Below are 26,170 nucleotides of genomic sequence, written 5' to 3'. Positions count from 1 at the left end.
TAGTGTAGTCCTTGGCGGGGATTAAGCTAAAATCTAAAGTCGTCAGCCCCTAACCCAGAGTCTACAATGGATGCCAAAACTGCTCAAATACTAGATGGCAAAGCTTTAGCGACAAAGATTCAAACCGAGCTGAGCGATCGAGTCCGCGCCCTACAACCCCAAAAGGGGCGTCCTCCCGGACTTGCCGTGCTGATGGTGGGCGAAAACCCAGCTAGCGCAGCCTATGTCCGCAATAAAGAGCGAGCCTGCGCTAAAGTTGGCATAGCTTCCTTCGGCAAGCATTACCCCGCAAATGCTACTCAAGCCGAACTAGAACTTGCAATTCGTGCACTCAACGAGGACGATCGAGTTGATGGCATTTTAGTTCAATTACCGCTACCAGAGCACTTAGACGCAATTTCGCTGCTGTACCAAATTGCCCCCGACAAAGATGCTGACGGACTTCACCCTGTAAATTTAGGCCGTCTCGTGCGCGGGGAGCAAGGTTTGCGGAGTTGTACTCCCGCCGGAGTGATGCGGTTATTGCAGGAATACCAGATTGATTTGAAAGGAAAAAATGCCGTTGTTTTGGGACGGAGTATTTTGGTGGGTAAACCGATGGCACTGATGCTATTAGAAGCCGACTGCACTGTTACTGTAGCTCATTCGCGATCGCAAAACTTAGAATCTATTACCAATCAAGCCGATATTCTAATAACCGCAGTCGGCCGCACAGAAATGATTACAGCTAATATGGTTAAACCCGGATCAGTAGTAATTGATGTCGGTATCAACCGCGTCGTCAACCCAGACGGTACGAGTCGTTTAGCCGGAGATGTAAACTTTGATGCTGTTAAAACAGTAGCCGAATTTATCACGCCGGTACCGGGAGGAATCGGGCCGATGACTGTTGCTATGCTTTTGGAAAATACCGTTTCTAGTTATATTGAATGCGGTTCTAATTGAATTATGACCCACTTGTGAGCCAGTATTGGCTCAAGTAGGGTTAGTAATCTACCAACAGACAAAGATTTTAACTATGGCTTTAAAACCGGATGCGTCAGGAACATTGCGCTTAATTGGCGACAACACCTCGGAATTCATTCAACTTTTTCCTGCAGATCTAACAAATTTTCCTTTAGGAGCTTGGGCGCTCGATGGCGACGATACAGTAAATGGCTCAGAGGCTAGCGAGTTAATCCTCGGAAATGAAGGGGAAGATATTCTCACAGGTTTTGCAGGCAACGATGCTTTATTTGGGGGAAAAGGAAGAGATGCCTTGTTTGGACAGGAGGGGAATAACTCCCTCAATGGTGGTCTAGATGCTGATTTTCTTCTTGGAGAGGCTGGCGATGATATTTTATTTGGAGGGAGAGGCAATGATTTGTTATCCGGCGGAGATGGAAATAATACTCTGGTTGGCGGCTTGGGCAGAGACTTCTTAGAGTGTGGGTTGGGGAATAATTTATGCGTTCTGGGAATAGATGCTGCCACTACAGAGATCAATTCTAGTGATATAATTGAAAGTTTTGATTCTGATTTGGATCGCATTGGATTAGCGAGTGACTTAACGGTCAATGATATAGTGTTGGAGCCGGTACAGAATGTGGCATTAACATATACTTTCGATCTGCCACAAGCTTTACAACCATTACTTCCTCCAGGTCCGGCAGACGCATTTAGCGGATCTGCTTCAGGCACTCAACTCAGAGGTGGAATTAGCGGAGTTTATTCAGGAACTCTAATCAGAGTCAGGAATTCTAATGCGATTTTAGGTTTTGTAGAGAATGTAACCCCAAATGAAGTTCAAAGCAGGATTGTTTCCGTTCAGGCTTTCTAACTAAATTCAGGACAATTACTCCTGGACTGACAAACTTATCATACAGCAGATTCCATGTATATAGGATAGACTCTATAGAAATCCTACATAAGTCGTAATTTTTTTACCCCACCCCAACCCTCCCCAAACTCGCGGGGAGGGAGTAAGAAATTCACAATGATTTAGGATTGCTATATAAATTCATACTGCTGCTTGAGATAGAGTCTAAACTTTTGCTCCAAATATGTCCCCACAGCCTTTCCGTCGGTGATGCCGTAAAGCAGAGGTTCCAGATGTTGAGACTCGGCTGCTGAAAATATTGCCGCCTCAGAACAAAGAATTTCTACGGTCAGAGCCGTCATAGGGAGTTTGCGTGTATCTGCGGTTAAAAAATCAAAATTAGCCAAAAAACAGAGGGCGGGTTTTGCATAAAACTGGACCGCAAAAGTCCAATTTTATGCTCTAAACCCGCCCTCGCCAAACTCCCTTAATAAGCGTCTTGCAATTCGTAGAAATCAGGGGAAATGTAATCTTTCCGCAGTGGCCAGCCTACCCAATCTTCGTTCATCAAAATCCGTTTTAGATTCGGATGTCCTTCATAGACTATGCCGTACATATCGTAGGATTCCCGCTCTTGAAAGTCGGCTGCTTTCCAAATCCAGTAGACTGATGGCACTCTGGGATCTTCGCGCGGTACGAATACTTTGACGCGGACTTCTTCAGGCTTGGAAGCATTGTCTGTCAGTTTAACCAAGTGGTAGACGCTGACTAAATCTTGTCCCGGCCCTTGGTCGTAGGCGCACTGGCACTGCATATAATTAAACCCGTAGGCATACAGTGCTGTTGACATCGGAATTAAGAATTCTCGATCGACCTTTAATATCTCCACGCCCAAATTATCGGCCGCTAAAGCTTCGTGTTCAAACCCATTCTGAGTCAACCACTGGGAAACCTTCCCGGCTTCAACAATTGCAGATTCTGTCTCAGCCACGGTTTACCTCCTGTTTTTGTCCTGCAAGCAGGGCCGGCGGTACTGGCATTCCCATTGCTTCTGTCAATTCCTTCGGCGGCGCTATCCGGCCTGGAACTGACAAGTATTTGCCGTCCAAAATATCGTCTACTACTTTCATTTTGTGGGGTCTGGTGTAGTAGCGGTGGGTTGGCAGCAAATTGGCCCGTTCTTGCATGGAATTGTTGGCGATTTTTTTCCGCAGTTTGATAATTGCGTCAATAATCGCTTCTGGGCGGGGGGGACAGCCGGGGATGTACACGTCTACAGGAATCAGTTTGTCAACGCCTCTGACTGCTGTGGTGGAGTCCATGCTGAACATTCCGCCGGTGATGGTGCAAGCGCCCATCGCGATCACGTATTTTGGTTCCGGCATTTGTTCGTACAGCCGCACCAAGATGGGGGCGTACTTCATGGTAATTGTGCCGGCGGTGATGATCAAGTCGGCTTGCCGGGGGCTCGATCGCGGTACTAGACCGAATCTGTCGAAGTCAAAGCGCGATCCGATCAAAGCTGCAAATTCGATGAAGCAGCAGGCCGTGCCGAAAAGCAGCGGCCACAGGCTCGAAAGTCTCGCCCAATTGTAGAGGTCATCCACTGTTGTCAGGATGACGTTCTCTGAGAGTTGGGAGGTGACTTCGGGGCGCTCGACTGGGTTGATCAGGGCTTTTTGTGATTTGTCAGAACTTAAGACCATTCCAAGGCTCCTTTGCGCCATGCATAGACAAGAGCAATAACGAGGATCGTGATAAAAAACAAGGCTTCGATGAAAGCCAACAGTCCTAGCTGGTTGAAAGCAACCGCCCAAGGATAGAGGAAGACGGTCTCTACGTCGAAGATGACGAAGACCAGGGCGAACATATAATATCGGATGTTGAACTGAATCCAGGCTCCGCCGATCGGCTCGACGCCGGATTCGTAGGTAGTGCGTCGGTCGTAGGGACGACTTTTGGGGCGCAGTACCTTAGACGCCGTGAGGGCGAGGATAGGGACTAGGCTGGAAATTAACAGGAAGCCTAAGAAATACTCGTAGCCGCTGAGTGCAAACACGGTGAATAATTACTGCCTAGGTGAAAGGGTTCTGTAACTTGTCTGTTACATTATATAGATTTTGGGTAGCTAAAATTACGGGTGGTTGAGATTAATCGTCCATCTTCTGCAATAATTTTTAATGTATATTTTAAGATTAGCTTACCTACTCTTTTGGAGCTATGAGCGATCGAGCCACTGAAACTAAAACCCTCGATCGGCACGAGTGCCGCGCCTGCGGCTACGTCTACGATCCGAAAAAGGGGAATCCTAAAAATGACATTGCCCCGGGCACGGCTTTTGAAGATTTGCCCCAAACTTGGGTCTGTCCCGTTTGTGCAGCGCGCAAGTCGATGTTTCAAAATCTCGGTCAGATGGAAGGGGTATCGGGATTTAAGGCAAATCAGCGCTACGGTGTCGGTGTCAACGGCATGACCGAAGGTCAGAAAAGTTTGCTGATTTTTGGCGGCTTGGTCGTTGGTTTCTTGTTGTTACTTAGTATGTATGGTTTGCAGTAAGACGATTGTGAGATTTTGGCAACGAATTGTAATGTTATTGGCCGCTGCCCTCATCTGTACGAGTTGCAGCACCATCGGTTCTGTGAGTTACAACCCCTGGCAAGTGATTTCCTTGCCGACGGAAGCTAATTTGCAGGATATTGCCTTTACGGGCAATCCTCAGCACGGCTGGGTTGTGGGTTCTGAGGCGACTTTGCTCGAAACCCTTGACGGTGGCACTAGCTGGAAGTCTATAGCACTGGATATCGACGACCCGAGGTCGCGTTTTGCATCGGTGAGTTTTTCGGGTTCCGAAGGCTGGATTGTCGGCCAGCCTTCGGTTTTGCTCCACACAAACGATGAGGGCAAGTCTTGGACGCGGATTGCTTTGAGCAGTCAGTTGCCCGGTTCTCCGAGTACGATCGCGGCTTTGGGTCCGAATTCCGCCGAGATGACCACCGATGTGGGGGCGATTTACCGGACTTCTGACGGCGGCAAAAATTGGAAAGCTGTCGTGCAGGATTCTTTTGGGGTAGTTCGCAATATCAACCGTTCTGAAGACGGGCAGTATGTTGCGGTTTCCTCGAAGGGCAATTTCTACTCGGTCTGGAAACCAGGACAAGAAGCTTGGGAACCTCACAACCGCAATAGTTCTCGCCGCCTGCAAAATATGGGCTTTACCAAGGATGGGCGTTTGTGGATGCTTGCCCGCGGCGGTCAGATTCAGTTTAGCGACCCGTCCAATCCTGAAGGTTGGGGAAAACCTTTTTTTCCCGATCGCAAGGCGAGTTGGGGTTTGCTGGACATGGCTTACCGGACTGATAATGAAGTTTGGGTAGCCGGCGGCGGCGGCAATTTGCTGTGCAGTTTGGACGGTGGCAAAACTTGGCTAAAAGACCGCGAAGTAGAAGATGTTCCCGCTAATTTTTACAGGATTGTCTTTATGGGGCCCGATCGCGGATTTGTGATCGGTGCGAGCGGTACTCTACTTAAATATCAAGGTTCAGCGCAAGCGGCTTGATAGTAGAATAGTAATAGAGATTGTCTGTCAATTTGTTGTTGAAAGGAGGATTCTAAATGGCTGGTACAACTGGAGAACGTCCGTTTGGGGACATTATTACAAGTATCCGTTATTGGGTAATTCACAGCATCACCATTCCGGCTTTGTTTATTGCTGGATGGCTGTTTGTGCAAACGGGTTTGGCTTACGATGCTTTCGGAACTCCTCGCCCTAACCAGTATTTCACACAGCAGCGGGAAGAAGTGCCGATTATCTCGGATCGCTTTGAAGCTAAGAAACAAGTAGATCAGTTCATTGCCAAGTAATTTAACAAGGATTTGGAAAAATGACGAGCAGAACCCCAAATAATGAGCCAATTTCGTATCCGATTTTTACGGTGCGCTGGTTGGCCGTTCATACTTTAGGTGTCCCAACAATTTTCTTTTTGGGCGCGATCGCAGCAATGCAATTTATTCAACGATAGGAGTTTACAATGCCTGAGCGCGTTCCTAATCCCAACGAGCAGCCTGTTGAGTTAAACCGGACTTCTTTGTATTTGGGTTTGTTGCTGATTTTTGTTTTGGGTATTTTGTTTTCCAGTTATTTCTTTAATTAACTGGTGTTTGAGTTTGCTTTTGATAGTTCGATCGAATGTGTTTAGCTGTGAATTAGTGAGGTGATGGCTATGTTTAGTGAAAGTGGCAGAATTCCTTTGTGGCTGGTAGCTACTGTCGCAGGCCTCGGTGTTCTGAGCATTGTGGCTCTTTTCTTCTACGGTGCATATGCCGGTTTGGGTTCTTCGATGTAAGGAGAATCAAGCTTATTTTCGGCTTTTAACCCCCCTTGAAAAAGGGGGGTTTTAATTATGAGAATTGTATTGGTAAAGCGGGGATAACTGTTATCGAAAGTGTGGCTTTTTTGGCAAGTTTATGAGAATTTAATTATCGGGTGAGAGGGGGATTTTTGGTGGTTGGGTGGAGATTTGCTCAATCAACTGCTGGCCTTGCGGGTTCACCAAGAACCCCAAAATCGCTCGCCACTAGCCGACGATGGCTAAGAGAGTATGACCCGATCGTGAAATTAGCCAAAAGTTGCGAGTAGAATGGTGCAAGAGCCGATCGCTCGATCGTAGTGCACAGCGAAATATGACCCCACCGCCGCCGCCCCGCAAACCTCAAACCGTCTTGGGTGCGATTACCCAAGCAGTCCAGACTATTGCCAAGGTTAATTTTAACCAGCTAGCCCTGAAACCAAATGCCAAAGTACCCGAACTGTGGGTACAGGATGCCGGTGCAGCTAAAGCTGAGGTTTATCCGCTGTTGGGCGATCGATATTTGTTAGGTCGATCGTCCAAATCTTCAGATATTGTAGTTCGCAATCCCGTGGTCAGTCACGTGCACTTATCCGTGTCGCGCGATAGTCGGCGGCGGACTCCTTTTGTCATCAAAGATGAAGACTCCACAAACGGCATTTACAATGGCAAAAGGCGAGTTAAAACTATGTCCCTGCGTCACGGAGACGTGTTAACTTTAGGGCCACCGGAACTAGCCGCCGCTGTCAGAATTCAGTATGTATATCCGCCACCTTGGTATGTGCAACTGGTGCGTTACAGCTTTTACGGCGTCAGCGGCATCACCGCTTTGATTGCGGTATTGGTAGGGATGGAATCGACAAAGTTTCAAGTGCGGCCTCTGCCCAGAAGTATCAATGGCCCCGTGATTGTTTACGCCCGCGACGGGCAAACTCCGCTGCGTCCTCCTCAGAATAACGCTCACTTAGAATTAAAAAAATTGCAGGATTTTTCGCCTTATTTATCCAAGGCGGTACTTGCTTCGGAAGACAGCCGGTACAATTGGCATTTGGGGGTAGATCCGATCGGAGTTTTGCGCGCGCTGTTGACCAATGTTCGCGGGGGAGGAATTCGGGAAGGCGGCAGCACTGTGACGCAGCAGTTAGCGAGGAGTTTGTTTCGAGATTATGTGGGAACTCAAGATTCGGCTGGACGCAAGTTGCGGGAAGCTGTAGTTGCCCTGAAACTGGAGAATTATTACAGCAAAGATGAGCTGCTACTGACTTATTTAAATCGCGTGTTTTTGGGAATTGACCTTTACGGTTTTGAGGATGCGGCTCGGTTTTATTTTGGGAAATCGGCGAGGGATCTAACTTTGTCAGAGGCGGCAACTTTGGCGGGAATTTTGCCGGCGCCAAACAGTTTTAATCCGATTCAAAATTATCAGTTGGCGGTGCAGTACCGCGATCGAGTAATCGAACGGATGCGGGCTATGGGGACGGTTTCTCAGGAAGAAGCCGATCGCGCGAGGCGATCGCGAATTGAGATCAATCCCAAAGCTCGCGAATTTTTGCAAAGTACGATCGCTCCTTATTTCTACAGTTATGTATTTGATGAGTTAGAGTTTTTGCTGGGGGAGCAGTTAGCCAGAGAAGGCAATTTTATTGTAGAAACAGGTTTGAACCCCAGGCTGCAAAAGTTGGCGGAAAGTTCCCTCAGAAATGCTGTTGAAAATGCGGGAGCAAGTGCAGGTTTTTCTCAAGGAGCAGTGGTAACTCTCAATACTGCAACCGGAGAAGTCTTAGCTTTAGTTGGGGGCGTAGATTATTTGAAAAGTCAGTTTAATCGGGCTACTCAAGCTTTGAGACAGCCCGGTTCTACATTTAAGATTTTCACCTATGCAGCCGCCCTGGAACGGGGAATCTCAGCCGATAAAACTTATTCTTGCGCTCCCCTTTCCTGGGGCGGACAAACTTACAGCGGCTGCGAGAGAACCAGCGGCAGTGCTGATATGTATCGGGGTTTAGCACAGTCGGAAAATGCAGTTGCTTTGAGAGTAGCACAGGATGTCGGTTTAGACAATGTAGTGCAAATGGCTAGACGTTTGGGGATTACTTCTGAACTGCGTTCTAACCCGGGTTTAGTGTTAGGTGAAAGTGAAGTTAATGTGTTGCAATTAACTGGTGCTTTCGGGGTTTTGGCAAATCGGGGTTTGGGAAATCGTCCCCACGTAATTAAGCGAATTATTGACAGTAGCGATTGCAAAGATAGAAATAATTTTAACAGTTGTCGGGTGATTTATGACTATCAAAAAGATGGCATTGCCAATCGGCAGTTAGTATCTGAAGCCGTAGCGGATACGATGACTGATATGCTGCAAGGTGTGGTGCGGGGAGGTACGGGTAGCAGTGCTGCTTTGGGGTTGGGAGAAGCTGGAAAAACAGGCACAACTAATGATAATAGAGATTTGTGGTTTGTCGGTTATATTCCGAGTCAGCAACTGGTAACAGGAGTTTGGTTGGGAAATGATGATAATTCTCCGACTGCCGGAGGTAGTGCAAATGCTGCTCAGTTGTGGGGGGAGTATATGCGGCAGGTGGCGCGTTGAGTGGATGCGGGGATGGGATGAATTTTGATACGGCATTGAAATTATCCAATTTAAATGCGGTACAGCTTGTCAACTCAATCTCCAAATCCTAAACCCATAACCCATGAAAAACAGATGCTGCGATTGTTTTTCTAAGAGGGCGCGCCCGGTAACAATCCCCGCGAGCAATGACATCAATACGTTATTGATTCCCAGGCTGATGAAGCTTAACTGAGCGAGGATGTTTTCAGGGCTTGGGTTGGTCGTTGCCAAAGCGATCGCACATATTTTAATTTTAAAAAAAATAGCCCAAATTTAATCATTATTCATACTTCCGACCGCGCCACTGAGTAGGCTGATTTAAAGCAGAAATGAGAATTCGCAAAAACGCCAGCGGATCGGCCAAAGGTGACAGCCAAAACAGCCATTTACCCGATGCCCCAGTTGTATCGTAGGAAGGTGCGATCGCCAAACACAAAGCCGATCGCACCGCAACTAAAAATACATTCAATCCCAACAGCCAAAAGTGCGGAAATACACCAACCGGCGGCAGCGAACCAAACAGCAAATAGCACAACACAATCGGCACCGGCAAACCTTGAACCGCCAGCAACAGCCACAAATCGCCCCAAATTTGACCGCCAGAAGCAGCATCTTTCAAATCGAGCGATCGACCCCATTCATTCCAAGTCTCGATCGCCCCCTCATACATCCGCACCTTCAACACCTTAGCCCCGTCCAAAAAGCCCACCTTAAAGCCCTTAGCAGCCGCATAGCGAGCCAGAGTCACATCATCGCAAAAAGAACCCCTCGCGACCTCATAGCCCCCTAATGCCACCAAAACCTCGCGCCTGCACAAGAAACACTGACCGTTCGCCATCACCCGTTCCGGCACATCCCCGCCAGTCCCCGTCGGCCCGAACCGATAAACCAAAGTCATTAACAAAGCAGGTTGCAGCCACAACTCCCCCGGATACTTGAGGATAAACTGCGGAGAGAGCGAAATCAGATCGTAATTTCCAGCTTTCGCCGTTTTGAGCAAACTCGCAATCAAACCCGGATGCGGCACAGTATCCGCATCTATCCCCAAAATCCACTCGCACTTGGCGGAACTTGCCAAAAAACCCGCATTCAGCGCCCAGGGACGCCCTACCCAACCCGCCGGCAGCGGATCGTCGTTAATCAAGCGAAACCGGGGGTCTTTTTGTGCGGCTGCTTTGACTAAATCTCCGGTTCCGTCTACAGAATAGCTGTCAACCACAATTACTTCTCGGAGTTCGTAACTTTGGCTGGTTAATCCTTCCAAACAAGGCGAAATGCGATCGGCTTCGTTCAAAGTCGGTACTACCGCAGTACAAGCACCCAACATATCCAGCGTCGGCGAATCCGGTTCCAGGGGCGGGATGCGCGATGGGCCTTTAATTAAGCGCGACATCAGAATGACTGCAGCGGGCAATTGCAGCAGCAGAAGTGCGACAGGGATGATAGTTGTCAGCGGTTGGGAGAACACGTGAGGGGCGATCGCGAAAACCATACTATTGAATAATTGAATAATTGGGAATGACTGACGGGATATGGCTTGGGAGCTTATTTACAGTTCTGGTAACTGAATATTAATTTAAAAATTTATTAACTTTTGACCTCAAACATATTACAGGAATTGGGAATGAAAAAATCGCCACTGAAAAACCCGGTTTCTTGTAGAAACCGGGTTTTTAAACTAGCTCAAAATTTAGTGTAAATTTTTGCTAAATCAGCCGCAGTTACTTGCTAGCAACTCACTTACGCAACACGCCCACGGGCTGAGGTGGAATTTCAGCCGTGATAACAGATGTATCCAAAGACGGCATTGTTTCGGTTACGTCACCTGCTGCGGGTTTAGCGATCCAGCTTAACGCGATCGCCGGAACTACGCCCAGAAGCACCGCTAGCGATGTCGGGAACCAGAACCGAGAATCCAACGAAGTTACAGTGATAATTGCTCCGAAAGCAAAGTTTACCAAATAAACAATTAAGGGCAAACCCAATTCCGATCGCTCTAATTTAATCGGTGTTTTTCTCCACAAGAAAGCTGCTACAGACATAAATAGCGCCCCCGTACCCATCCAGCCGGCCAAATTGCGGTAAGGCATCCCAAAGAAAGCCCCAAGTTCCTCAAACTCCCAAAAAGGCACAGAAGTTTGACTCATCGCCGGATCTAGTACAAAATCCCAAGCTGTTAGCAGCAAAGCACCCAGGGCGATCGCCCCTATTTGGCGCACCCAGTTGAGTTCACTTTTACCGCCAGCTACTCCAGCGCGAGCAATTACATAGGAAACCAGTCCCAGATAAAACCACGAGAGGGGAATTGTAAACGGAACCAGCCCTGCAATTTTGTAACCTAAACCGCTCAAATAGTGGTAGTGGCCGAAGGGAAAACCCGTACTCGTTCCCAACAACTCGCTACTCAAGGACAAAAACACAGAAGGCAGTAAAAAAGCCAGAGTTGCACCCAAACCCAACGTCCGCAAGGCATAGAGAGCAACCGCTGCAGCACCAAAGATGATATAAACTACTCCACCCCCAGCCATCCCCCACTGGAATAGCGTTTGCCCTGCTGGTGGCAAACTCATCACCAATTCGGGACGGGGTAAAATCAGCAGCAACCCTGCCAATCCAAAAGCCATTGACAAGACGTGGGCAATCAGGCAAAAGCGCTCAGCAATCAAAAGTTGCTTCATGGGACTCCTCGAAAAAATATTAGATGCAAAAAGCACTCTTAACAGTTTACAAACTTTAACAAAAAACCAACTGCATTTGAGTCAGTTGTCTGTTGTCTGTTGACTGTTGACTGTTGTCTGCCAGCCCGATGCCCGATGCCCCATCTTAAATTACTGCCAATTGCCCACAAGCACGAAAGGTGCCCAGAAATACGGATTCTGATACTCAGGGTTTTTCAGCAGAGTTAATTGAGCGTTGCGGAGGGCTTCAGCTTTGCTGGTTTTAGAAGAAGCAAGCTGCCGGTAAAACTCAGTCATAAAGATAGCTGTAGATTCGTCGTTGACTTGCCAAAGGGTGGCGGCGGTGCTGCGGGCACCCGATCGAATTGCGGCCCCGGCCAAACCCAAAGCCGCGCGGTTATCGCCCGAAGCAGTTTCGCAAGCACTCAAAACCAAAAGTTCGATCGCCTGTTGTCTCTCACCAGTGCGGGCTCGCAGCAGTCGATCGAACTCCTTAACATTCACTTTCTGATCCCAAGTCACAATAAAAGTATCCGCCGCGTTCGAGCTAAACTGACCGTGAGTTGCCAAATGGACGATCGGGTAAGACACCGCTTTAATTCGATCTTGCAACCGCCCGCTGACAAAATCTTCATTCAGCAGCGAACTCGCCGGCATCTCGGCTGCAATTTGTTCAACTTCCTCCTTCACCCCCGGCAAAGCCGAGAAGCCTTGACGCGCTTCGGAGAGGGCAGCGGTGAGCACTTTTAACTTGACTTTGTTCAGCGGTTTCGGTGCTAGCAGTTGCAATCCCGGCGCCAAAGCAATACTGTATTTTTCTACTAAAAACTTTTCACCGTCGTGGAGCACCGCCATCGGCAGATTTCGCAAATAACCGTCGAGCACAAATACCAGGGTTTTAATCCCAGCAGCGGTCAAATCCGCCTCTGCGGGGCGGATTAACCAGTCATAAACCTGTTCAACGGGTTGCCTCCTGTTGCGCGGGAAAGATGCAGGCCTGATGGTATTTTTGGCTTGTCTGAAGGCAGTTTCCAACTCGGCTTGAGACTTCACAGTAGTGTAGCGGCGCAGGGGTTTGCCGGGAATTGACAAAATTACCTCCAAACGATCGCTCAAAATAATCGGATAAATCACCGCCGCTGTCGGATCGATTTCCTCGATCGACTTTGGTTTAGCATCAGCGCAAGCATCCCGAAAAAAGTTGTCCAATTCCGCCAACTGCAAAGATTCCACCGTTTGGCGCGCTAGTTTCAACTTAGCTTGACTGGGAGATTCCTCTTGCAAAAGCAGCCCGACTAATTCCCGATAAACCGGTTCGGCACTTTCCCGAAACGAAAATTGGACTTCGGGATTGACTGTCACCAAATCGCCCCGCAAAGAAGACAGTACATTCACAGCTTGAGTATATTGAGCGATCGCCCCTTCTGTATTCCCCTGAGCTTTCCGAATCCGTCCCAGTTGCCAAAACAATTGGTAAGCAATATCCGGAGATTGAAACGCCGGTGCTAAACTCAAAGCCTGAATTGTGATATTTTCCGCAGTCTGATACTGCTGTTGGATTTCCGATAGTTTGCCTTTAGCTGCCAGAATATAAGCTTGTATTCGTTTGTCGCCCAAACTGTTTGCTGGTTCGACAGAGCGATCGAGCATTGTGTCAATCTCGCTTAAACTCAAAGTTTTCGCTGGCGATTGAGCTAATTTCATCAAGCTTTGAGCTAGATTAATTTGAGCGTAAAGTCCAGCGCGGTTCGACCCAAATTGAGCGACTTGAGGTTCGAGAGAACGCCACAAAACCTCTGCCTCAGACCAATCTTTGCGATCGACCAACAAACTCAATTGGTTTAACTTTGCTTGAATTTGTAGGAGCGATCGCTCCGGCATCGCCTGGGCAGATCGAGCATAATACTCTAGGGCAAAGCGTTCCCAATCACCGCGCTGTTCTGGTGTCAAACCCGGTTTATTGCTTTTAGCCCGTACCGTATTGCCCAGATTGAGATAAATTGCAGCCTCCTCTGGTCGGGAACCTAATTTTTGGGCTGCTTCGAGTCCAACCGACAGCACATCCTGCGATCGTTCCAGTTGTCCCAAAACCCGCAGTACCCGCCCTAAAGCATGAATTCCCCGGACTTGTTCGAGAGACACAGGCTGATTTTTCAAAGTTTCCAAACCCGCTGCCGAAATTTCGCAAGTTGGGTTTTCCAACTTGAAAGAAGCTAACAGCATTTTGCAAGCTCTAGGGTAAAGTCCGAGAATTTCCCAAGCCCGACTTTGATTAATTTGAACTTGAAAAAGTTGATTCTTTCTATCAATTTGCTCGAAAATTTTAGCAGCTTGCGTCCAAATCTCGATCGCATCTTGAGTCTGACCGCGTTCGAGTTGCAACTGTCCTTGAATGTTGAGAGTTTCAGCCAAAATCCGCTGCTGTTCGGGAGTTTTTGCCTGTGTTCGCACAACAGACAAACTGGAATTTACAGCTTTTTCTGCTTCTTCCCAAAGCGCCAACTGCCCGTAGGTTGCAGCTAAATTGCTCAAAGCTGTGGCGCGATCGAGATTTTCACCTTTTGCCTCAAACTGCGCCGCCGCTTGCTGCAACAAAGGCACAGCTTCCGAAAAACGTTCCTCTCGGTAAAGAGTTCGAGCTTGTCGGACAAGCTGCACCGCTGGTGGTGGATTAACCTGAGCAACTCCGGGAGGAATCGCAACTGCTAGCAGACAGGAAATCACAAATAACAGAATTACTTGCCGGAGCGATCGAGAAAAATTCATATGTAAAAAATAAAATTACAGCCGCAGACACACATACTAACTAACTCAAATCCATCTTATTCTTTATCTGCGTTAATCACCCTACATCTGCAGATAAAAAAAACAATTTCAACGCGGCACACAACCAGAATTCTGCCGATGATTGCGAGAGTCAGCAGCATTACCCGGATTATATCCAACAAGAGTTACCTCCCCTTTCGCATTCAGCACCCAACCTTGCGCCGGAACAACTTCGTCTTGCCGAATGCCTTCTTCCCTCGAACCTCTTCCCCCCTCGATCTCAATCCCTTCTTCTTGATTCCCTCTTCCTGCCTCTTCCACCCACGGCAACGGCGCTGCAGCACTGCTGAGAACATCATTAGGACTTGGTGGCACTCCTCCTTTCCCAGTGACGGTAAATGCGCTATTTGCCCCTTGCGTGCAGGGATTTGCAGCAATTAACGCAGCCGGATCGACAACATTTTGCGGCAGTTCCACTAAACCCTGAGCGGGATTCACTCCAGAAGAACTAAATGTAACACTACCTTGCAAATCCGGGCCGCTACTTTGGGAAATCGCGGCGATGTCGCTGGTAGAAATTAAAGATGTCGGACTTGCTTGCAACGCTGCAAATTCAGCATCTGTTAATCCCAAACTCGCTCGCACCTGTTCGCGAGTGACTGAAGTAAACCCGAAAACATTGGGGACATTAATATTAACGCGACCACCTTGAGCCGATCGCGCATTAGCAGTAATATCGCTATTTTCCTTGGGTAAAGCCACCAGAATATCGCTTTTAAGGTTGATATTGCCACCATCAGAAATACTTGCATCAGTTGTAATCCTGCTCCCTCGGCGCAACTGAATATCCCGTGCTTCGAGGTTAATATTTGCTCCGGCGCCTGATTCCGTTCTCCCGTCAATGCTGCTTTGATTGTCAAGGGAAATTGAATCTGCTTTCACGTTAATATTACCAGCCCGTGCTGAACCCAGAGCTTGCAGATTAAGTGTTCCCCCATTGCGAAGAATCAATTCCCCGACATTGAGATTCAACGAACCTCCGTTAGCCGTAGCATTGGGATTTCTAACGCGAGATGCAATCCCAACGGAAGTCTGAATTTGACTGTTAAATTCACCTTGGCCCCCATTACCAATAATTTCTACACGCCCCGCATCAATCGTGATGCTTCCGGCATCTCCTTTGCCTAAAGATGCAGTAGAAATAAGTCCTCCATCTCGGAGAATTACTAAAGGTGTAGAAATGTTCATACTCCCTCCCCGAGCAGCAGAGTTGGTATCAGCGGAGATGAAACTAGGATTCCGACTGCCATTCGCCAAAACTCCAGAAATACCCTCTAGTCTGACTGACTCAGTAGCTTTAATTGTTAAATTACCTCCGGGCCCCCCAGTTGTATTCAACGGTTGGTTGCCCACAACTGAGCCGCTAGATAAACTAATTCCGCCCCCTTCAGAGATCCTCAACCGCTTCGTATCGATATAAATGTCTCCGGCTTTCCCATTAATGCTGATTGCGGTTGCACCAATCAAGGTTGCGACGGGACTTCGAGGAGGAGTCCGCAGCACTTCTACTGATTCCGAAGCTTTAATGTTGATATTCCCCGATGGTGCTTCACTGCGAGTGGTGCTGACGATCGCACTGCCATCGCGTATGATAAAACGTTCTCCCTCAAAGCTGATATTTCCTCCCTTACCCGTACTCCCCGCGAGTGTGCCGGTGTTGATCCCTGAACCGACCAGATCGAGAACCCTGGCACGGAGGGTCATATTTCCGGCGTTGCCAGCACCTAATGTAGCGCTACCCGATACGGTTCCATTGTCGATCAGCAGTTGTCCCGTATCGATTAAGATGTTTCCCGCATCTCCCATGCCAGCAGTGCTAGTTTCCAGTAGAATCTGTGGGTCAAAAGGGTTGATTCTTCCAGAGATTGTATAATTTTTGACAAAGTTTTGAAAGCTATCAAATCCAATCCCGATCAGTTCTACTGAATCGGTAGCGCGGATATTGATAGCACCTCCCGCGCCACTTCCGGCTGTCAGCGTGGAAATTTGCGCCCCACCTTGGGCCCGTAAATGTTGGGCGTTAATGTCGATGCCCCTACCATCGATATTTCCCAAAGTCAGTGCATAAATCCTGCCATTATTGAAGTTGACATTTCCACCTCGAATATCGACTTTGCCGCCACCAATTCCACTGGTATCGATCAGTGAGCCGTTGGTGATTTCAATATGACCAAATTTGGCAATTTTGTCATAGTTTAAACTTAATCCAAAAGAGGTTGCCCCCAATCCAACCATCCCCGGACTAGCGACGCTACCCAGCAAAATTTGTCCGGTTGATGCAGTGACACTTCCCTGATTTAATTCCAGCTCTCCCCCCACTAGGGCTATAGTTTGTCGGGGAGCAACTGCTAGGCCCATGTTATTGAAAATCGGCGGAATTCCTGGGGGTAATTGTGGTAATTTCAAGGTTGGTGCTACTGAATTGTTAATGATTTTTCCCGGATTTTCTCGAAAATTTAAACCGACAGGTATATTGACATTTAACAGCGGTACTAATTGGGGATTGCTGCTGCTGAATTGATAGCCATTATTAAAAACTACGCTATCTGCTGAACTTGCTAAAAATGAACCGCGCAAATCTAACCTCGCATTGGGGCCGAAAACAATCCCTTTTGGGTTAATTAAGAATAAGTTACTGTTTCCCAAAACTCCCAGAGTTCCTAAAATATTTGAGCAGTTTGAACCTGTAACACGGGTGAATATGTTGTTGATTCCGCTGGGATTGGCAAAATAGGCTCCCCGCCCTTCACGGATGTTAAATTCGCGTAAACTGTGAAAGAGGTTAACGCCGCGAGTTGCACCGCCTTCTATTCTGTCCGAGGGTAAATTATTAATCGTGTCGCCAACTGTGCGCGAACTTTCTGCACCCAAGCTATTATCGGGGATGATTTGAGCGATCGCAGGGAAAGGACACAGCAGTAAAAATGCAAAAAATAGGGCGGAAGATTGGCGGGACATCTTTGAAGTCTGGTTCATTTAATTTTAGGAAAATAGCGAGGGGTTAGCTAAAACCTAAAGAGTATCTATCGAGGTACGCAAACACCCGTAGGTTTCGGACTGCGAAGAGATGCACCACCACCAGAATTATAGGCTACCAGCCTGACTTGTCCTCGATCGTCCATTACCCAACCTTGAGCGGGAATAATTTCTGTTGGCCGAACTTCTATGGATACTCTTTCGCCTTCTACTTGCTGACTTTGACCTACCGCTGGTTCTACCCAAGGGAACGGCGCTGCAGCACTGCTGAGGGCATCATTAGGACTCGGTGGCACTCCTCCTTTCCCAGTAGCGGTAAATTCGCTCTCGGCCCCTCGGATGCAGGGATTTGCAGCAATTAACGCAGCCGGATTCACCACATTTTGCGGCAGTTCCACTAAACCTTGAGCGGGATTTACCCCAGAAGCACTAAATGTTACAGTACCTTGCAAAGCCGGGCCGCTACTTTGGGAAATCGCCGCAATATCGCTGGTAGGAATTAGAGAAGTCGGACTTACTTGCAACGCTGCAAATTCAGCATCTGTTAATCCTAAACTACTCCTGGCTTGTTCGCGGTTAAGGCTTGTAAAGCCAAAGATATTTGGTACATTGACCGTAACTTGTCCGCCCCTAGCTGTGCGAGCATTAGCTGTAATATCACTATTCTCTCGCGGTAAAGCTACCAAAATATCGCTATTAATTCTGATATTACCGCCCTCAGAAATACCTGCATCCGTGGTGATTCTACTGCCGCGCCGCAACTGAATGTCTTGCGCTTGCAGGTTAATATTGGCCCCTGTGCCAGAGACAGTCGTGCCATCAATTATGCTTTTATTATCCAGGGCAACTGAGTTAGCTACAACGTTAATATTGCCAGCCCTACCTGTGCCTGAAGATTGAACGTTAACCACTGCACTGTCCCGAAGAATCAATTGATTAGCATTCAAATTCAACGAGCCTGCATTGCCGCTAGCAGTGGAATTTACAGCATTAAACGCCCTACCAGACGAGGCTTCAATTCCACTCCTCAACCCACTGTTACTCCCAATACCTTGCACTGCTAGGCGATCGGCATTAATTGTAATATCTCCTGCATCTGCTATACCCAAAGAAGCTGCAGAAATAACGCCGCCATTCTGCACAGTTAGTTTAGGTGTTGACAGGCGGATATCTCCACCTCTACCAGAACTTGCAGTTTGAGTAACAAAAGAACTTGCTACATAGCCCGCATTCTCCAAAAATCTTGACTCGCCGCTCACTTCTATAGACTCGGAGGCTTTCACAGTTAAATTTCCTCCCGTCCCCCCACTGGTAGAAAATACGACTTGGCCAAAAATAGCACCAGTCGTTAAACTAATTGTGGCTCCATTGGAAACACTCAGCCGCTTAGTGTCGATCGTAATATCCCCACCTTTTCCATTCGCATCAAAAGTATTCGTGCCGAGCCGAGTTTGCCCTAGACCTACAGGAAGACTACCCGATAATTCCACCGATTCACTCGCTTTAATCGCGATATTCCCCGATGCTCCATCACTAAGGCTGAAGCTGGCAAACGCACCGCCATCCCGCAGTATTAACCGTTGCGCTTCAACAGAGATGTTTCCGCCTTGACCAGTGCTTTCGTTCGTTGTTCCGTTATAGAGCGTTGAACTGACGAGTTCGACCGTGTTGGCGCGGATAGCCAGATTTCCGCCATTCCCAGCACCAAAGGTGGGGGCACCGCCCACTACCCCATTGCTCATCAACAGCCGTCCGGCTTCAATGTTAATATCTCCGGCTGCTCCACTGCCAATAGTGCTAGTGAACAGAACGATTTGCGAAATAAAGGGGTTGCCTGTTCCAGATGTCTGAAAATTTTCTGTAAGCTGCTGATAGCCCTCAATTCCCAACCCGATCATTTCTACTGAGTCAGTAGCGCGGATGTTGATATCGCTTCCTCTTCCCTCTCCCAGTGTGGAGGCGAAAATTTGCGACCCCCCCTCTACTCGTAAGTTTTGGGAATTGATGTCAATGCCTCTACCATTTATATTTCCGAGTGTCAGTCCATAAATTCCTGAACCGTTAAGATTAATATTTCCCCCTCGAATATCGACTTTCCCACCTCCTAATCCGCTGGTATTTATAAATGCACCGTTCATTTCAATATTGCCGAAGTTCTGAATATTTCGATAGTTTAAATTCAGACCTAAAGCTGTTGGTTCAAATTGCACTACACCTGGACTCTTGACACTACCTAGAAGAATTTGTCCGGTATAAGCAGTTAGATTTCCTCCTTGCAGTTGAATGTCACCGCCAATTAATGCTAAAGTTTGACCGGGGTCTACGGCCAAACCTAGTTTTTCAAAAGCAGGAATTTCTATGGGTAGTGGCGGTAAGGCTGATGTAGGAGCCTTTGTTTGGGAAGAGTTGACAATTGTGCCGGGATTGTCTCTAAATCTTAAACCTACAGGAATATTAATCGCTAACAATGGCACTGCATTAGAATTAGCTGCACTAAATTCAAATCCATTATCAAAGAGAATTCCGCTACCGGTTGCACCGACAAATGAGCCGCGCAAATCTAACCGAGCGTTGGGGCCAAAGACAATTCCTTTGGGATTAAGTAAAAATAAGTTGGCATTTCCTTGGACTCCCAAGACACCTAAAATATTAGAAGGATTGCCACCCGTAACGCGGGTGAAGATGTTGGTGATGCCGCTGGGATTGGCAAAATAGGCTCCCCGCCCTTGACGGATGTTAAATTCGCGTAAACTGTGAAAGAGGTTAACGCCGCGAGTTGCCCCGCCTTCTATTCTGTCCGATGGTAAGTTATTAATCGTGTCGCCAACTGTGCGCGAACTTTCTGCACCCAAGCTATTATCGGGGATAATTTGGGCGATCGCAGGGCCAGGAAACAGCAGTAAAAATGCAAAAAATAGGGCGGAAGATTGGCGGGGCATCTTTTAATTCCTGTTAATTTAGTATGAGGGAAATAGCGACGGTTTAGCTAAAACCTGAAGAGTACCTATTGAGGTACGCAAACACCCGTAGGTTTCGGACTGCGAAGAGATGCACCACCACCAGAATTATAGGCTACCAGCGTCACTTGTCCTCGATCGTCCATTACCCAACCTTGAGCGGGAATAATTTCTGTTGGCCGAATTTCTATGGGTGCTTTTTCGCCTTCTACTTGCTGACTTCCGCCTACCGCTGGTTCCACCCAAGGAAACGGCGCTGCTGCGCTGCTGAGGGCATCATTAGGACTCGGTGGCACTCCTCCTTTCCCCGTAACAGTAAACTCGTTTCCTGCCCCTTCTATGCAGGGATTAGCAGCAATTAATTGGCTGGGATCGACTACATTTTGCTCTAATTCTACTAACCCTTGAGCGGGATTTACCCCAGTAGTGCTAAACGTTACTGCTCCTTGTAAAGCTGGGCCAGCCTGTTGAGAAATAGCTGCAATATCGCTAGTGGGAAGTAAAGAAGTTGGATTCACTTGTAAAGCTGAAAATTCAGCATCAGGCAGCCATAAACTACTTCTGGTTTGTTCGCGGGTAACTGCTGTAAAACCAAAGATATTCGGGACATTTACTGTCACCTGGCCGCCCATAGCTGTGCGAGCATTAGCTGTAATATCGCTATTCTCTATTGGTAAACCTACCAAAATATCGCTATTAATTCGGATATTTCCACCATCAGAAATACCAGCATCAGTGGTAATTCTGCTACTGTGTCGCAACTGAATGTCTCGCGCCTTGATATTAATATTTCCACCGCCGCCAGAGTCAGTTGTAGCGTCGATACGAGCTTTGTTATCTAAGGCAATTGAGTCTGCAACCACATTAATATTGCCAGCCCTTCCCCTTGCCAACGCCTGAACATTAAGAGTTGCCCCATCCCGGACAATCAATCGATCGACATTCAGATTTACTGAACCCGCATTCCCCGTAGCGCTGGGATTAGTCACGCCACCCGCCGCCAAGCCAACGGAAGCCTGAATTGTACTATTAAATCCACCAGAACTCACAGTACCGATGAGTTCTACGCGACTCGCATCAATCGTAATATTTCCCGCACTTCCTTCGCCTAAAGACGCAGTAGAAATAAATCCTCCATTCCTCAGAGTTAGTACGGGTGTCGAAATGCGGATATCCCCTCCCTGACTGGATGAGTAGGTATCAGCGCCGAGGAAACTAGCAACCTGAGCGCCGTTCGCCAACACCCCTGAGATGCCTGCTATTTCTACTGACTCAGTAGCCCTGATGTTTAAATTACCACCCGGCCCACCATCTCTAAATATTTGGTTGCCAGAAATCCCGCCACTCGCTAAAGTAATCCAGGCTCCATCAGAAACAACCAAGCGCTTCGTATCAATATTAATGTCCCCCGATCTGGCATTATTATTGAGAGTGTTAGTAGCCAATATCGTTGGTATCAAAGTTCCAGGGAGGGTACGCAACACTTCTACGGATTCAGAAGCTTTAATGTTAATATTCCCCGACCCTCCGTTACTAAAGCTAGCGGTAGAAAGAGCGCCATTATCGCGCACTATTAACCGTTCCGCTTCAATATTGATGTCTTCTCCGTTGCCAATACTATTCTGGGTAACAGTAGTATTCACAAAAGAGCCACTGTCGATCGCCGAACTTGCTATCTCCACAGTTCTAGCGCGAATGTTCGTACTTCCCCCTGTTCCTGCTCCGAGCGTGGCGCTAAACGCTATAGCCCCATTATCCATCAGTAGCCGTCCGGTGTTGATTCTCAGATCTCCTCCTGCTCCGGCGTTAGAAGTACCAGCGAAGATCGCAATTGGCTGGTCAAAGGGGCTAAAGGTTCCAGAGGGCAAAACTTCACTTATAAACCCCTGAAACCTCTCCAATCCGATCCCGATGATTTCCACTGAGTCGGTAGCGCGGATGTTCGCATCACCCCCCGCACCCTCTCCCGAGGTTAGGGTTGATATTTGCGCTCCCTCCCGGAGTCGCAATTGTTGAGCGCTGATATCGATGTTTCTGCCATCAATATTTCCTAATGTTATGGCATAAATTCGCCCTCCACTTAGGGTGACATTTCCGCCTCTAATATCTACTTTGCCGCCACCGATTCCGCTAGTGTTAATTAGGGTTCCGTTTGATAAATGAATGTTGCCAAAGTTTTGAATGCTGTCATAGTTTAAATTCAGACCCAGTGGCGTTGATTCAAAGCTAACCAAACCCGGACTCTTGACGCTACCGAGGAGTATTTGTCCGTTACTGGCGGTGGCAATTCCTCCATTGAATTGGATATCTCCCCCTACTAGCGCTAAAGTTTGACCGGGGTCTACTGCTAAACCAAGTTTGTTAGAAACAGGAATTTCTACGGGCAATGGCGGTAAGGTTGGTGTGGGGCCAATTGCTTGGGAAGTGTTGATAATTGTGCCAGAATTTTCTCTAAATCTTAAACCCACAGGAATATTAATCGCTAACAATGGCACTGTATTAGCATCGGTCACACTAAATTCAAAGCCATTATCAAAGAGAACGCCACTACCAGTTGAACCAATAAATGAACCGCGCAAATCTAACCGCGCATTGGGGCCAAAGACAATCCCTTTTGGGTTAATTAAAAATAAGTTACTGTTTCCTAAAACTCCCAGAGTTCCTAAAATATTAGAAGGGTTGCCGCCCGTAACGCGGGTGAAGATGTTGGTGATGCCGCTGGGATTGGCAAAATAGGCTCCCCGCCCTTGACGGATGTTAAATTCGCGTAAACTGTGAAAGAGGTTAACGCCGCGAGTTGCACCGCCTTCTATTCTGTCCGAGGGTAAATTATTAATCGTGTCGCCAACTGTGCGCGAACTTTCTGCACCCAAGCTGCTGTCTGGAATGATTTGGGCGATCGCAGGGAAAGGACACAGCAGTAAGAATGCAAAAAATAGGGCGGAAGATTGGCGGGGCATCTTTTAATTCCTGTTAATTTAGCATGAGGAAAATAGCGAGGGATTAGCTAAAACCTGAAGAGTACCTATTGAGGTACGCAAACACCCGTTGATTTCGGACTGCGAAGAGATGCACCACCATGTGAATTATACGCTAACAGCGTCACTTGTCCTCGATCGTCCATTACCCAACCTTGAGCGGGAATAATTTCTGTTGGTCGGATTTCTGTGGATACTCTTTGACCTTCTATGCGCTGACTTCCACCTACCGCTGTTTCCACCCAATTAAACTGGCTAGAATTGCTGCTGAGAACATCATTAGGACTCGGTGGCACTCCTCCTTTGCCAGTGGCGGTAAATGCGCTATCGGCCCCTTGCGTGCAGGGATTTGCAGCAATTAATGCAGCCGAATCGACCACATTTTGCGGCAGTTCCACTAAACCTTGAGCAGGATTCACCCCAGAAGCACTAAATGTAACACTACCTTGCAAAGCCGGGCCGCTACTTTGGGAAATCGCGGCGATGTCGCTGGTAGGAATTAAAGATGTCGGACTTACTTGCAACGCTGCAAATTCAGCATCTGTTAATCCCAAACTCGCTCGCACCTGTTCGCGAGTGACTGAAGTAAACCCGAAAACATTGGGGACATTAATATTAACGCGACCACCTTGAGCCGATCGCGCATTAGCAGTAATATCGCTATTTTCCTTGGGTAAAGCCACCAGAATATCGCTTTTAAGGTTGATATTGCCACCCTCAGAAATACTTGCATCAGTTGTAATTCTGCTGCCTCGGCGCAACTGGATATCTCGTGCTTCGAGGTTAATATTTGCTCCGGGGCCGGATGCCGTCCTACCGTCAATGCTGCTTTGGTTGTCAAGAGAAATTGAATCTGCTTTCACGTTAATGTTACCAGCCCGTCCCGATCCCAAAGCTTGCAGATTGAGTGTTCCTTCATTGCGAAGAATCAATTCCCCGACATTGAGATTCAACGAACCTCCGTTAGCCGTAGCATTGGGATCTATAATGTCAGAGGCAATCCCAACGGAAGTCTGAATTTGACTGTTAAATTCACCTTGACCCCCATTCCCAATAACTTCTACACGACCCGCATTTATTGTGATGCTTCCCGCTTCTCCGCTGCCTAAAGATGCAGTGCTAATAACTCCCCCACCCCGGAGAGTCAGTACAGGTGTAGAAATGTTGATACTCCCTCCCCGATTAGCAGTATTGGCATCAGCACAGATGAAACTGGGATTCCGACTGCCGTTCGCCAAAACTCCAGAAAAACCCTCGACTGTTACTGACTCAGTGGCCCTAACTGTCAAATTACCTCCGGGCCCCCCAGTTGTATTCAACGGTTGGTTGCCCACAACTGCTCCGCTAGATAAACTAATTCCGCCTCCTTCAGAGATAATCAACCGCTTCGTGTCGATATTAATGTCCCCGGCTTGCCCATTCACACCGCTCGCAGTTGACCCAATTAAACTTGCTACGGGACTGCCCGTGGGAGTCCGAAGCACTTCTACTGATTCCGAAGCTTTAATGTTGATATTCCCCGCTCCTCCTTCACCGCGGGTGAGGCTGATCAGAGCAGCACCATCGCTCACGGTTAAACGTTCTCCCTCAAAGGTGATATTTCCTCCCCTACCCGTACTTCCCAAAAGTGGGCCACTGTGGATTGCAGAAGCGACCATATCTAAAACCCCGGCACGGATGGTAATATTTCCGGCGTTGCCAGCACCTAACGTGGTGGTAGTCAATGCGCTTCCATTGTCTATCAACAGTTTTCCCGTATCAATCGTGATGTTTCCGGCGGCTCCCATGCTATTAGTGCCAGTTATCAGCAGAAGTTGTGGGTCAAAAGGGTCGAAAGAGCCAGATACCGTATAATTACCACCAAACACTCTATAGTTATCTAATCCAATTCCGAGCGTTTCAACTGAGTCGGTAGCGCGGATGTTGATAGCGCCTCCGGCACCACTTCCTGCTGTCAGCGTGGAGATTTGCGCTCCACCTTGGGCCCGAAACTGTTGAGCGTTAATATCGATACCCCTACCATCGATATTTCCCAAAGTCAGTGCATAAATTCGCCCATTATTGAGGTTGACATTTCCACCTCGAATATCGACTTTGCCACCACCAATTCCACTGGTATCGATCAGTGAGCCGTTGGTTATTTCAATATTACCAAAGTTGGAAATATTGTCACAGTTTAAACTTAATCCAAATGGCGTTGAGTCCAATCCAACCATCCCCGGACTAGCGACGCTACCCAGCAAAATTTGTCCGGTAGATGCAGTGAGTGTTCCCTGATTTAATTCAATATCTCCCCCCACTAGGGCGAGAGTTTGTCCTGGCTGAACTCCTAAGCCAATGTTATTGAAAATCGGCGGGATGCCAGCGGGTAATTCGGGTAAAGTCAAGGCTGGTGCTGCTGAAGTGTTAATGATTTTTCCAGGATTTTCTCGAAAGTTTAAACCAATAGGTATATTGACATTTAACAGCGGGATTGATTGGGGATTGCTGCTGGTGAATTGATAGCCATTATCGAAAACTACGCTATCTGCTGAACTTGCTAAAAATGAACCGCGCAAATCTAACCGCGCATTGGGACCGAAGACAATTCCTTTGGGATTAAGTAAAAATAAGTTGGCATTTCCTTGGACTCCCAACACCCCTAAAATATTAGAAGGGTTGCCCCCAGTAACGCGGGTAAAAATATTCGCAATCCCGTTAGGATTGGCAAAATATGCTCCCCGCCCTTCACGGATGTTAAATTCGCGCAAGCTGTGAAAGAGGTTAACGCCGCGAGTTGCACCGCCAGTGATTCTATCAGAGGGTAAGTTGTTGATAGTATCGGGAACTGTCCGCGAACTTTCTGCACCCAAGCTGCTGTCAGGGATGATTTGGGCGATCGCAGGGAAAGGACACAGCAGTAAAAATGCAAAAAATAGGGCGGAAGATTGGCGGGACATCTTTGAAGTCTGGTTCATTTAATTTTAGGAAAATAGCGAGGGGTTAGCTAAAACCTAAAGAGTA

20 protein-coding genes are annotated in these 26,170 nt (G+C 47.8%); 9 read left to right on the top strand and 11 right to left on the bottom strand.

Annotated elements, in window-relative coordinates; all coding sequences use genetic code 11:
• The first annotated feature begins 66 nt into the window (after positions 1-66).
• Together folD and QUA33_RS02260 are read left to right on the top strand one after the other, a co-directional pair.
• Complete coding sequence (folD, locus tag QUA33_RS02265) at positions 67-945, top strand: bifunctional methylenetetrahydrofolate dehydrogenase/methenyltetrahydrofolate cyclohydrolase FolD (RefSeq protein WP_333146117.1); 879 nt, start codon at positions 67-69, stop codon at positions 943-945.
• A gap of 73 nt (positions 946-1,018) precedes the next feature.
• Entirely contained in the window at positions 1,019-1,819 is an 801-nt protein-coding gene (locus tag QUA33_RS02260) for a calcium-binding protein (RefSeq protein ID WP_333099263.1), read from the top strand.
• Between the two features lie 170 nt (positions 1,820-1,989).
• Here the strand turns inward: QUA33_RS02260 and QUA33_RS02255 are convergent, their stop codons facing one another.
• The 4 genes from QUA33_RS02255 to ndhC form a co-directional block, all read right to left on the bottom strand.
• Positions 1,990-2,160 carry a hypothetical protein gene (locus QUA33_RS02255; protein WP_333099262.1) on the bottom strand — a complete coding sequence of 57 codons (171 nt, stop codon included), beginning with the start codon at positions 2,158-2,160 and terminating at the stop codon, positions 1,990-1,992.
• A 125-nt stretch (positions 2,161-2,285) separates the two neighbouring features.
• The gene (locus QUA33_RS02250) at positions 2,286-2,789 is read right to left on the bottom strand and encodes an NAD(P)H-quinone oxidoreductase subunit J (RefSeq protein WP_172190238.1); all 504 of its coding nucleotides are present in this window, start codon (positions 2,787-2,789) and stop codon (positions 2,286-2,288) included.
• Complete coding sequence (ndhK, locus tag QUA33_RS02245; protein WP_333070728.1) at positions 2,782-3,504, bottom strand: photosynthetic/respiratory NAD(P)H-quinone oxidoreductase subunit K; 723 nt, start codon at positions 3,502-3,504, stop codon at positions 2,782-2,784. Before ndhK ends, QUA33_RS02250 begins: the two co-directional genes overlap by 8 nt.
• The gene (gene ndhC, locus QUA33_RS02240; RefSeq protein ID WP_006635500.1) at positions 3,495-3,857 is read right to left on the bottom strand and encodes a photosynthetic/respiratory NAD(P)H-quinone oxidoreductase subunit C; all 363 of its coding nucleotides are present in this window, start codon (positions 3,855-3,857) and stop codon (positions 3,495-3,497) included. The genes ndhK and ndhC overlap by 10 nt, the downstream gene beginning before the upstream one ends.
• A 161-nt stretch (positions 3,858-4,018) precedes the next feature.
• Between ndhC and QUA33_RS02235 the strand changes: the two genes are divergently transcribed.
• From QUA33_RS02235 to QUA33_RS02205, 7 genes are all read left to right on the top strand, one after another.
• Positions 4,019-4,354: a rubredoxin gene (locus QUA33_RS02235; RefSeq protein WP_333099261.1), complete on the top strand. Its 336-nt coding sequence runs from the start codon at positions 4,019-4,021 to the stop codon at positions 4,352-4,354.
• Complete coding sequence (locus QUA33_RS02230; protein ID WP_333070732.1) at positions 4,341-5,354, top strand: photosynthesis system II assembly factor Ycf48; 1,014 nt, start codon at positions 4,341-4,343, stop codon at positions 5,352-5,354. Before QUA33_RS02235 ends, QUA33_RS02230 begins: the two co-directional genes overlap by 14 nt.
• A gap of 56 nt (positions 5,355-5,410) precedes the next feature.
• Entirely contained in the window at positions 5,411-5,659 is a 249-nt protein-coding gene (gene psbE, locus QUA33_RS02225) for a cytochrome b559 subunit alpha (protein ID WP_333146115.1), read from the top strand.
• 20 nt (positions 5,660-5,679) lie between these two features.
• Positions 5,680-5,817, top strand: coding sequence for a cytochrome b559 subunit beta (gene psbF, locus QUA33_RS02220; RefSeq protein WP_006635504.1), 138 nt, complete (start codon positions 5,680-5,682; stop codon positions 5,815-5,817).
• 9 nt (positions 5,818-5,826) lie between these two features.
• The gene (locus tag QUA33_RS02215) at positions 5,827-5,949 is read left to right on the top strand and encodes a photosystem II reaction center protein L (RefSeq protein ID WP_015176850.1); all 123 of its coding nucleotides are present in this window, start codon (positions 5,827-5,829) and stop codon (positions 5,947-5,949) included.
• Positions 5,950-6,018: 69 nt separating this feature from the next.
• A complete protein-coding gene (locus QUA33_RS02210; protein WP_015176851.1) occupies positions 6,019-6,141 on the top strand; it encodes a photosystem II reaction center protein J in 123 nt (40 codons plus the stop codon).
• Between the two features lie 337 nt (positions 6,142-6,478).
• On the top strand, positions 6,479-8,731 hold the full coding sequence (locus QUA33_RS02205) for a transglycosylase domain-containing protein (protein WP_333146113.1): 2,253 nt from the start codon (positions 6,479-6,481) through the stop codon (positions 8,729-8,731).
• A gap of 301 nt (positions 8,732-9,032) precedes the next feature.
• Here QUA33_RS02205 and cruG read toward each other — a convergent pair whose 3' ends face one another.
• The 7 genes from cruG to QUA33_RS02170 all read right to left on the bottom strand — a co-directional run bounded on the left by cruG (position 9,033) and on the right by QUA33_RS02170 (position 26,106).
• Entirely contained in the window at positions 9,033-10,244 is a 1,212-nt protein-coding gene (gene cruG / locus QUA33_RS02200) for a 2'-O-glycosyltransferase CruG (protein WP_333146111.1), read from the bottom strand.
• 244 nt (positions 10,245-10,488) lie between these two features.
• A complete protein-coding gene (gene cruF, locus QUA33_RS02195) occupies positions 10,489-11,430 on the bottom strand; it encodes a gamma-carotene 1'-hydroxylase CruF (protein ID WP_333146109.1) in 942 nt (313 codons plus the stop codon).
• A 150-nt stretch (positions 11,431-11,580) separates the two neighbouring features.
• Entirely contained in the window at positions 11,581-14,196 is a 2,616-nt protein-coding gene (locus QUA33_RS02190) for a CHAT domain-containing protein (RefSeq protein ID WP_333146107.1), read from the bottom strand.
• Positions 14,197-14,304: 108 nt separating this feature from the next.
• Positions 14,305-17,214 (bottom strand): two-partner secretion domain-containing protein, encoded by a 2,910-nt coding sequence (locus QUA33_RS02185; RefSeq protein WP_333146141.1) that lies wholly within the window; start codon positions 17,212-17,214, stop codon positions 14,305-14,307.
• A gap of 65 nt (positions 17,215-17,279) precedes the next feature.
• Entirely contained in the window at positions 17,280-20,171 is a 2,892-nt protein-coding gene (locus QUA33_RS02180; RefSeq protein ID WP_333146105.1) for an S-layer family protein, read from the bottom strand.
• A gap of 65 nt (positions 20,172-20,236) precedes the next feature.
• Positions 20,237-23,149: an S-layer family protein gene (locus tag QUA33_RS02175; RefSeq protein WP_333146103.1), complete on the bottom strand. Its 2,913-nt coding sequence runs from the start codon at positions 23,147-23,149 to the stop codon at positions 20,237-20,239.
• Positions 23,150-23,214: 65 nt separating this feature from the next.
• Positions 23,215-26,106 carry a two-partner secretion domain-containing protein gene (locus QUA33_RS02170; RefSeq protein WP_333146139.1) on the bottom strand — a complete coding sequence of 964 codons (2,892 nt, stop codon included), beginning with the start codon at positions 26,104-26,106 and terminating at the stop codon, positions 23,215-23,217.
• Between the last annotated feature and the right edge of the window lie 64 nt (positions 26,107-26,170).

The organism is Microcoleus sp. Pol14D4, from assembly GCF_036701245.1.
In the GTDB taxonomy this organism is placed as follows: domain Bacteria; phylum Cyanobacteriota; class Cyanobacteriia; order Cyanobacteriales; family Microcoleaceae; genus Microcoleus.
Note: the sequence above shows the minus strand (reverse complement) of the source record. Positions and strands in the feature narration are given on the sequence as shown.

What these genes read in the sequence shown, in the direction of transcription:
- QUA33_RS02190 (WP_333146107.1), bottom strand. Translation starts at nt 14,196, where the DNA reads ATGAATTTTTCTCGATCGCTCCGGCAAGTAATTCTGTTATTTGTGATT.
- psbE (WP_333146115.1), top strand. Translation starts at nt 5,411, where the DNA reads ATGGCTGGTACAACTGGAGAACGTCCGTTTGGGGACATTATTACAAGT.
- QUA33_RS02170 (WP_333146139.1), bottom strand. Translation starts at nt 26,106, where the DNA reads ATGTCCCGCCAATCTTCCGCCCTATTTTTTGCATTTTTACTGCTGTGT.
- ndhK (WP_333070728.1), bottom strand. Translation starts at nt 3,504, where the DNA reads ATGGTCTTAAGTTCTGACAAATCACAAAAAGCCCTGATCAACCCAGTC.
- cruG (WP_333146111.1), bottom strand. Translation starts at nt 10,244, where the DNA reads ATGGTTTTCGCGATCGCCCCTCACGTGTTCTCCCAACCGCTGACAACT.
- QUA33_RS02205 (WP_333146113.1), top strand. Translation starts at nt 6,479, where the DNA reads ATGACCCCACCGCCGCCGCCCCGCAAACCTCAAACCGTCTTGGGTGCG.
- QUA33_RS02175 (WP_333146103.1), bottom strand. Translation starts at nt 23,149, where the DNA reads ATGCCCCGCCAATCTTCCGCCCTATTTTTTGCATTCTTACTGCTGTGT.
- QUA33_RS02215 (WP_015176850.1), top strand. Translation starts at nt 5,827, where the DNA reads ATGCCTGAGCGCGTTCCTAATCCCAACGAGCAGCCTGTTGAGTTAAAC.
- QUA33_RS02210 (WP_015176851.1), top strand. Translation starts at nt 6,019, where the DNA reads ATGTTTAGTGAAAGTGGCAGAATTCCTTTGTGGCTGGTAGCTACTGTC.
- folD (WP_333146117.1), top strand. Translation starts at nt 67, where the DNA reads ATGGATGCCAAAACTGCTCAAATACTAGATGGCAAAGCTTTAGCGACA.
- QUA33_RS02260 (WP_333099263.1), top strand. Translation starts at nt 1,019, where the DNA reads ATGGCTTTAAAACCGGATGCGTCAGGAACATTGCGCTTAATTGGCGAC.
- QUA33_RS02185 (WP_333146141.1), bottom strand. Translation starts at nt 17,214, where the DNA reads ATGTCCCGCCAATCTTCCGCCCTATTTTTTGCATTTTTACTGCTGTGT.
- QUA33_RS02230 (WP_333070732.1), top strand. Translation starts at nt 4,341, where the DNA reads ATGGTTTGCAGTAAGACGATTGTGAGATTTTGGCAACGAATTGTAATG.
- QUA33_RS02235 (WP_333099261.1), top strand. Translation starts at nt 4,019, where the DNA reads ATGAGCGATCGAGCCACTGAAACTAAAACCCTCGATCGGCACGAGTGC.
- psbF (WP_006635504.1), top strand. Translation starts at nt 5,680, where the DNA reads ATGACGAGCAGAACCCCAAATAATGAGCCAATTTCGTATCCGATTTTT.
- QUA33_RS02180 (WP_333146105.1), bottom strand. Translation starts at nt 20,171, where the DNA reads ATGCCCCGCCAATCTTCCGCCCTATTTTTTGCATTTTTACTGCTGTTT.
- QUA33_RS02255 (WP_333099262.1), bottom strand. Translation starts at nt 2,160, where the DNA reads ATGACGGCTCTGACCGTAGAAATTCTTTGTTCTGAGGCGGCAATATTT.
- cruF (WP_333146109.1), bottom strand. Translation starts at nt 11,430, where the DNA reads ATGAAGCAACTTTTGATTGCTGAGCGCTTTTGCCTGATTGCCCACGTC.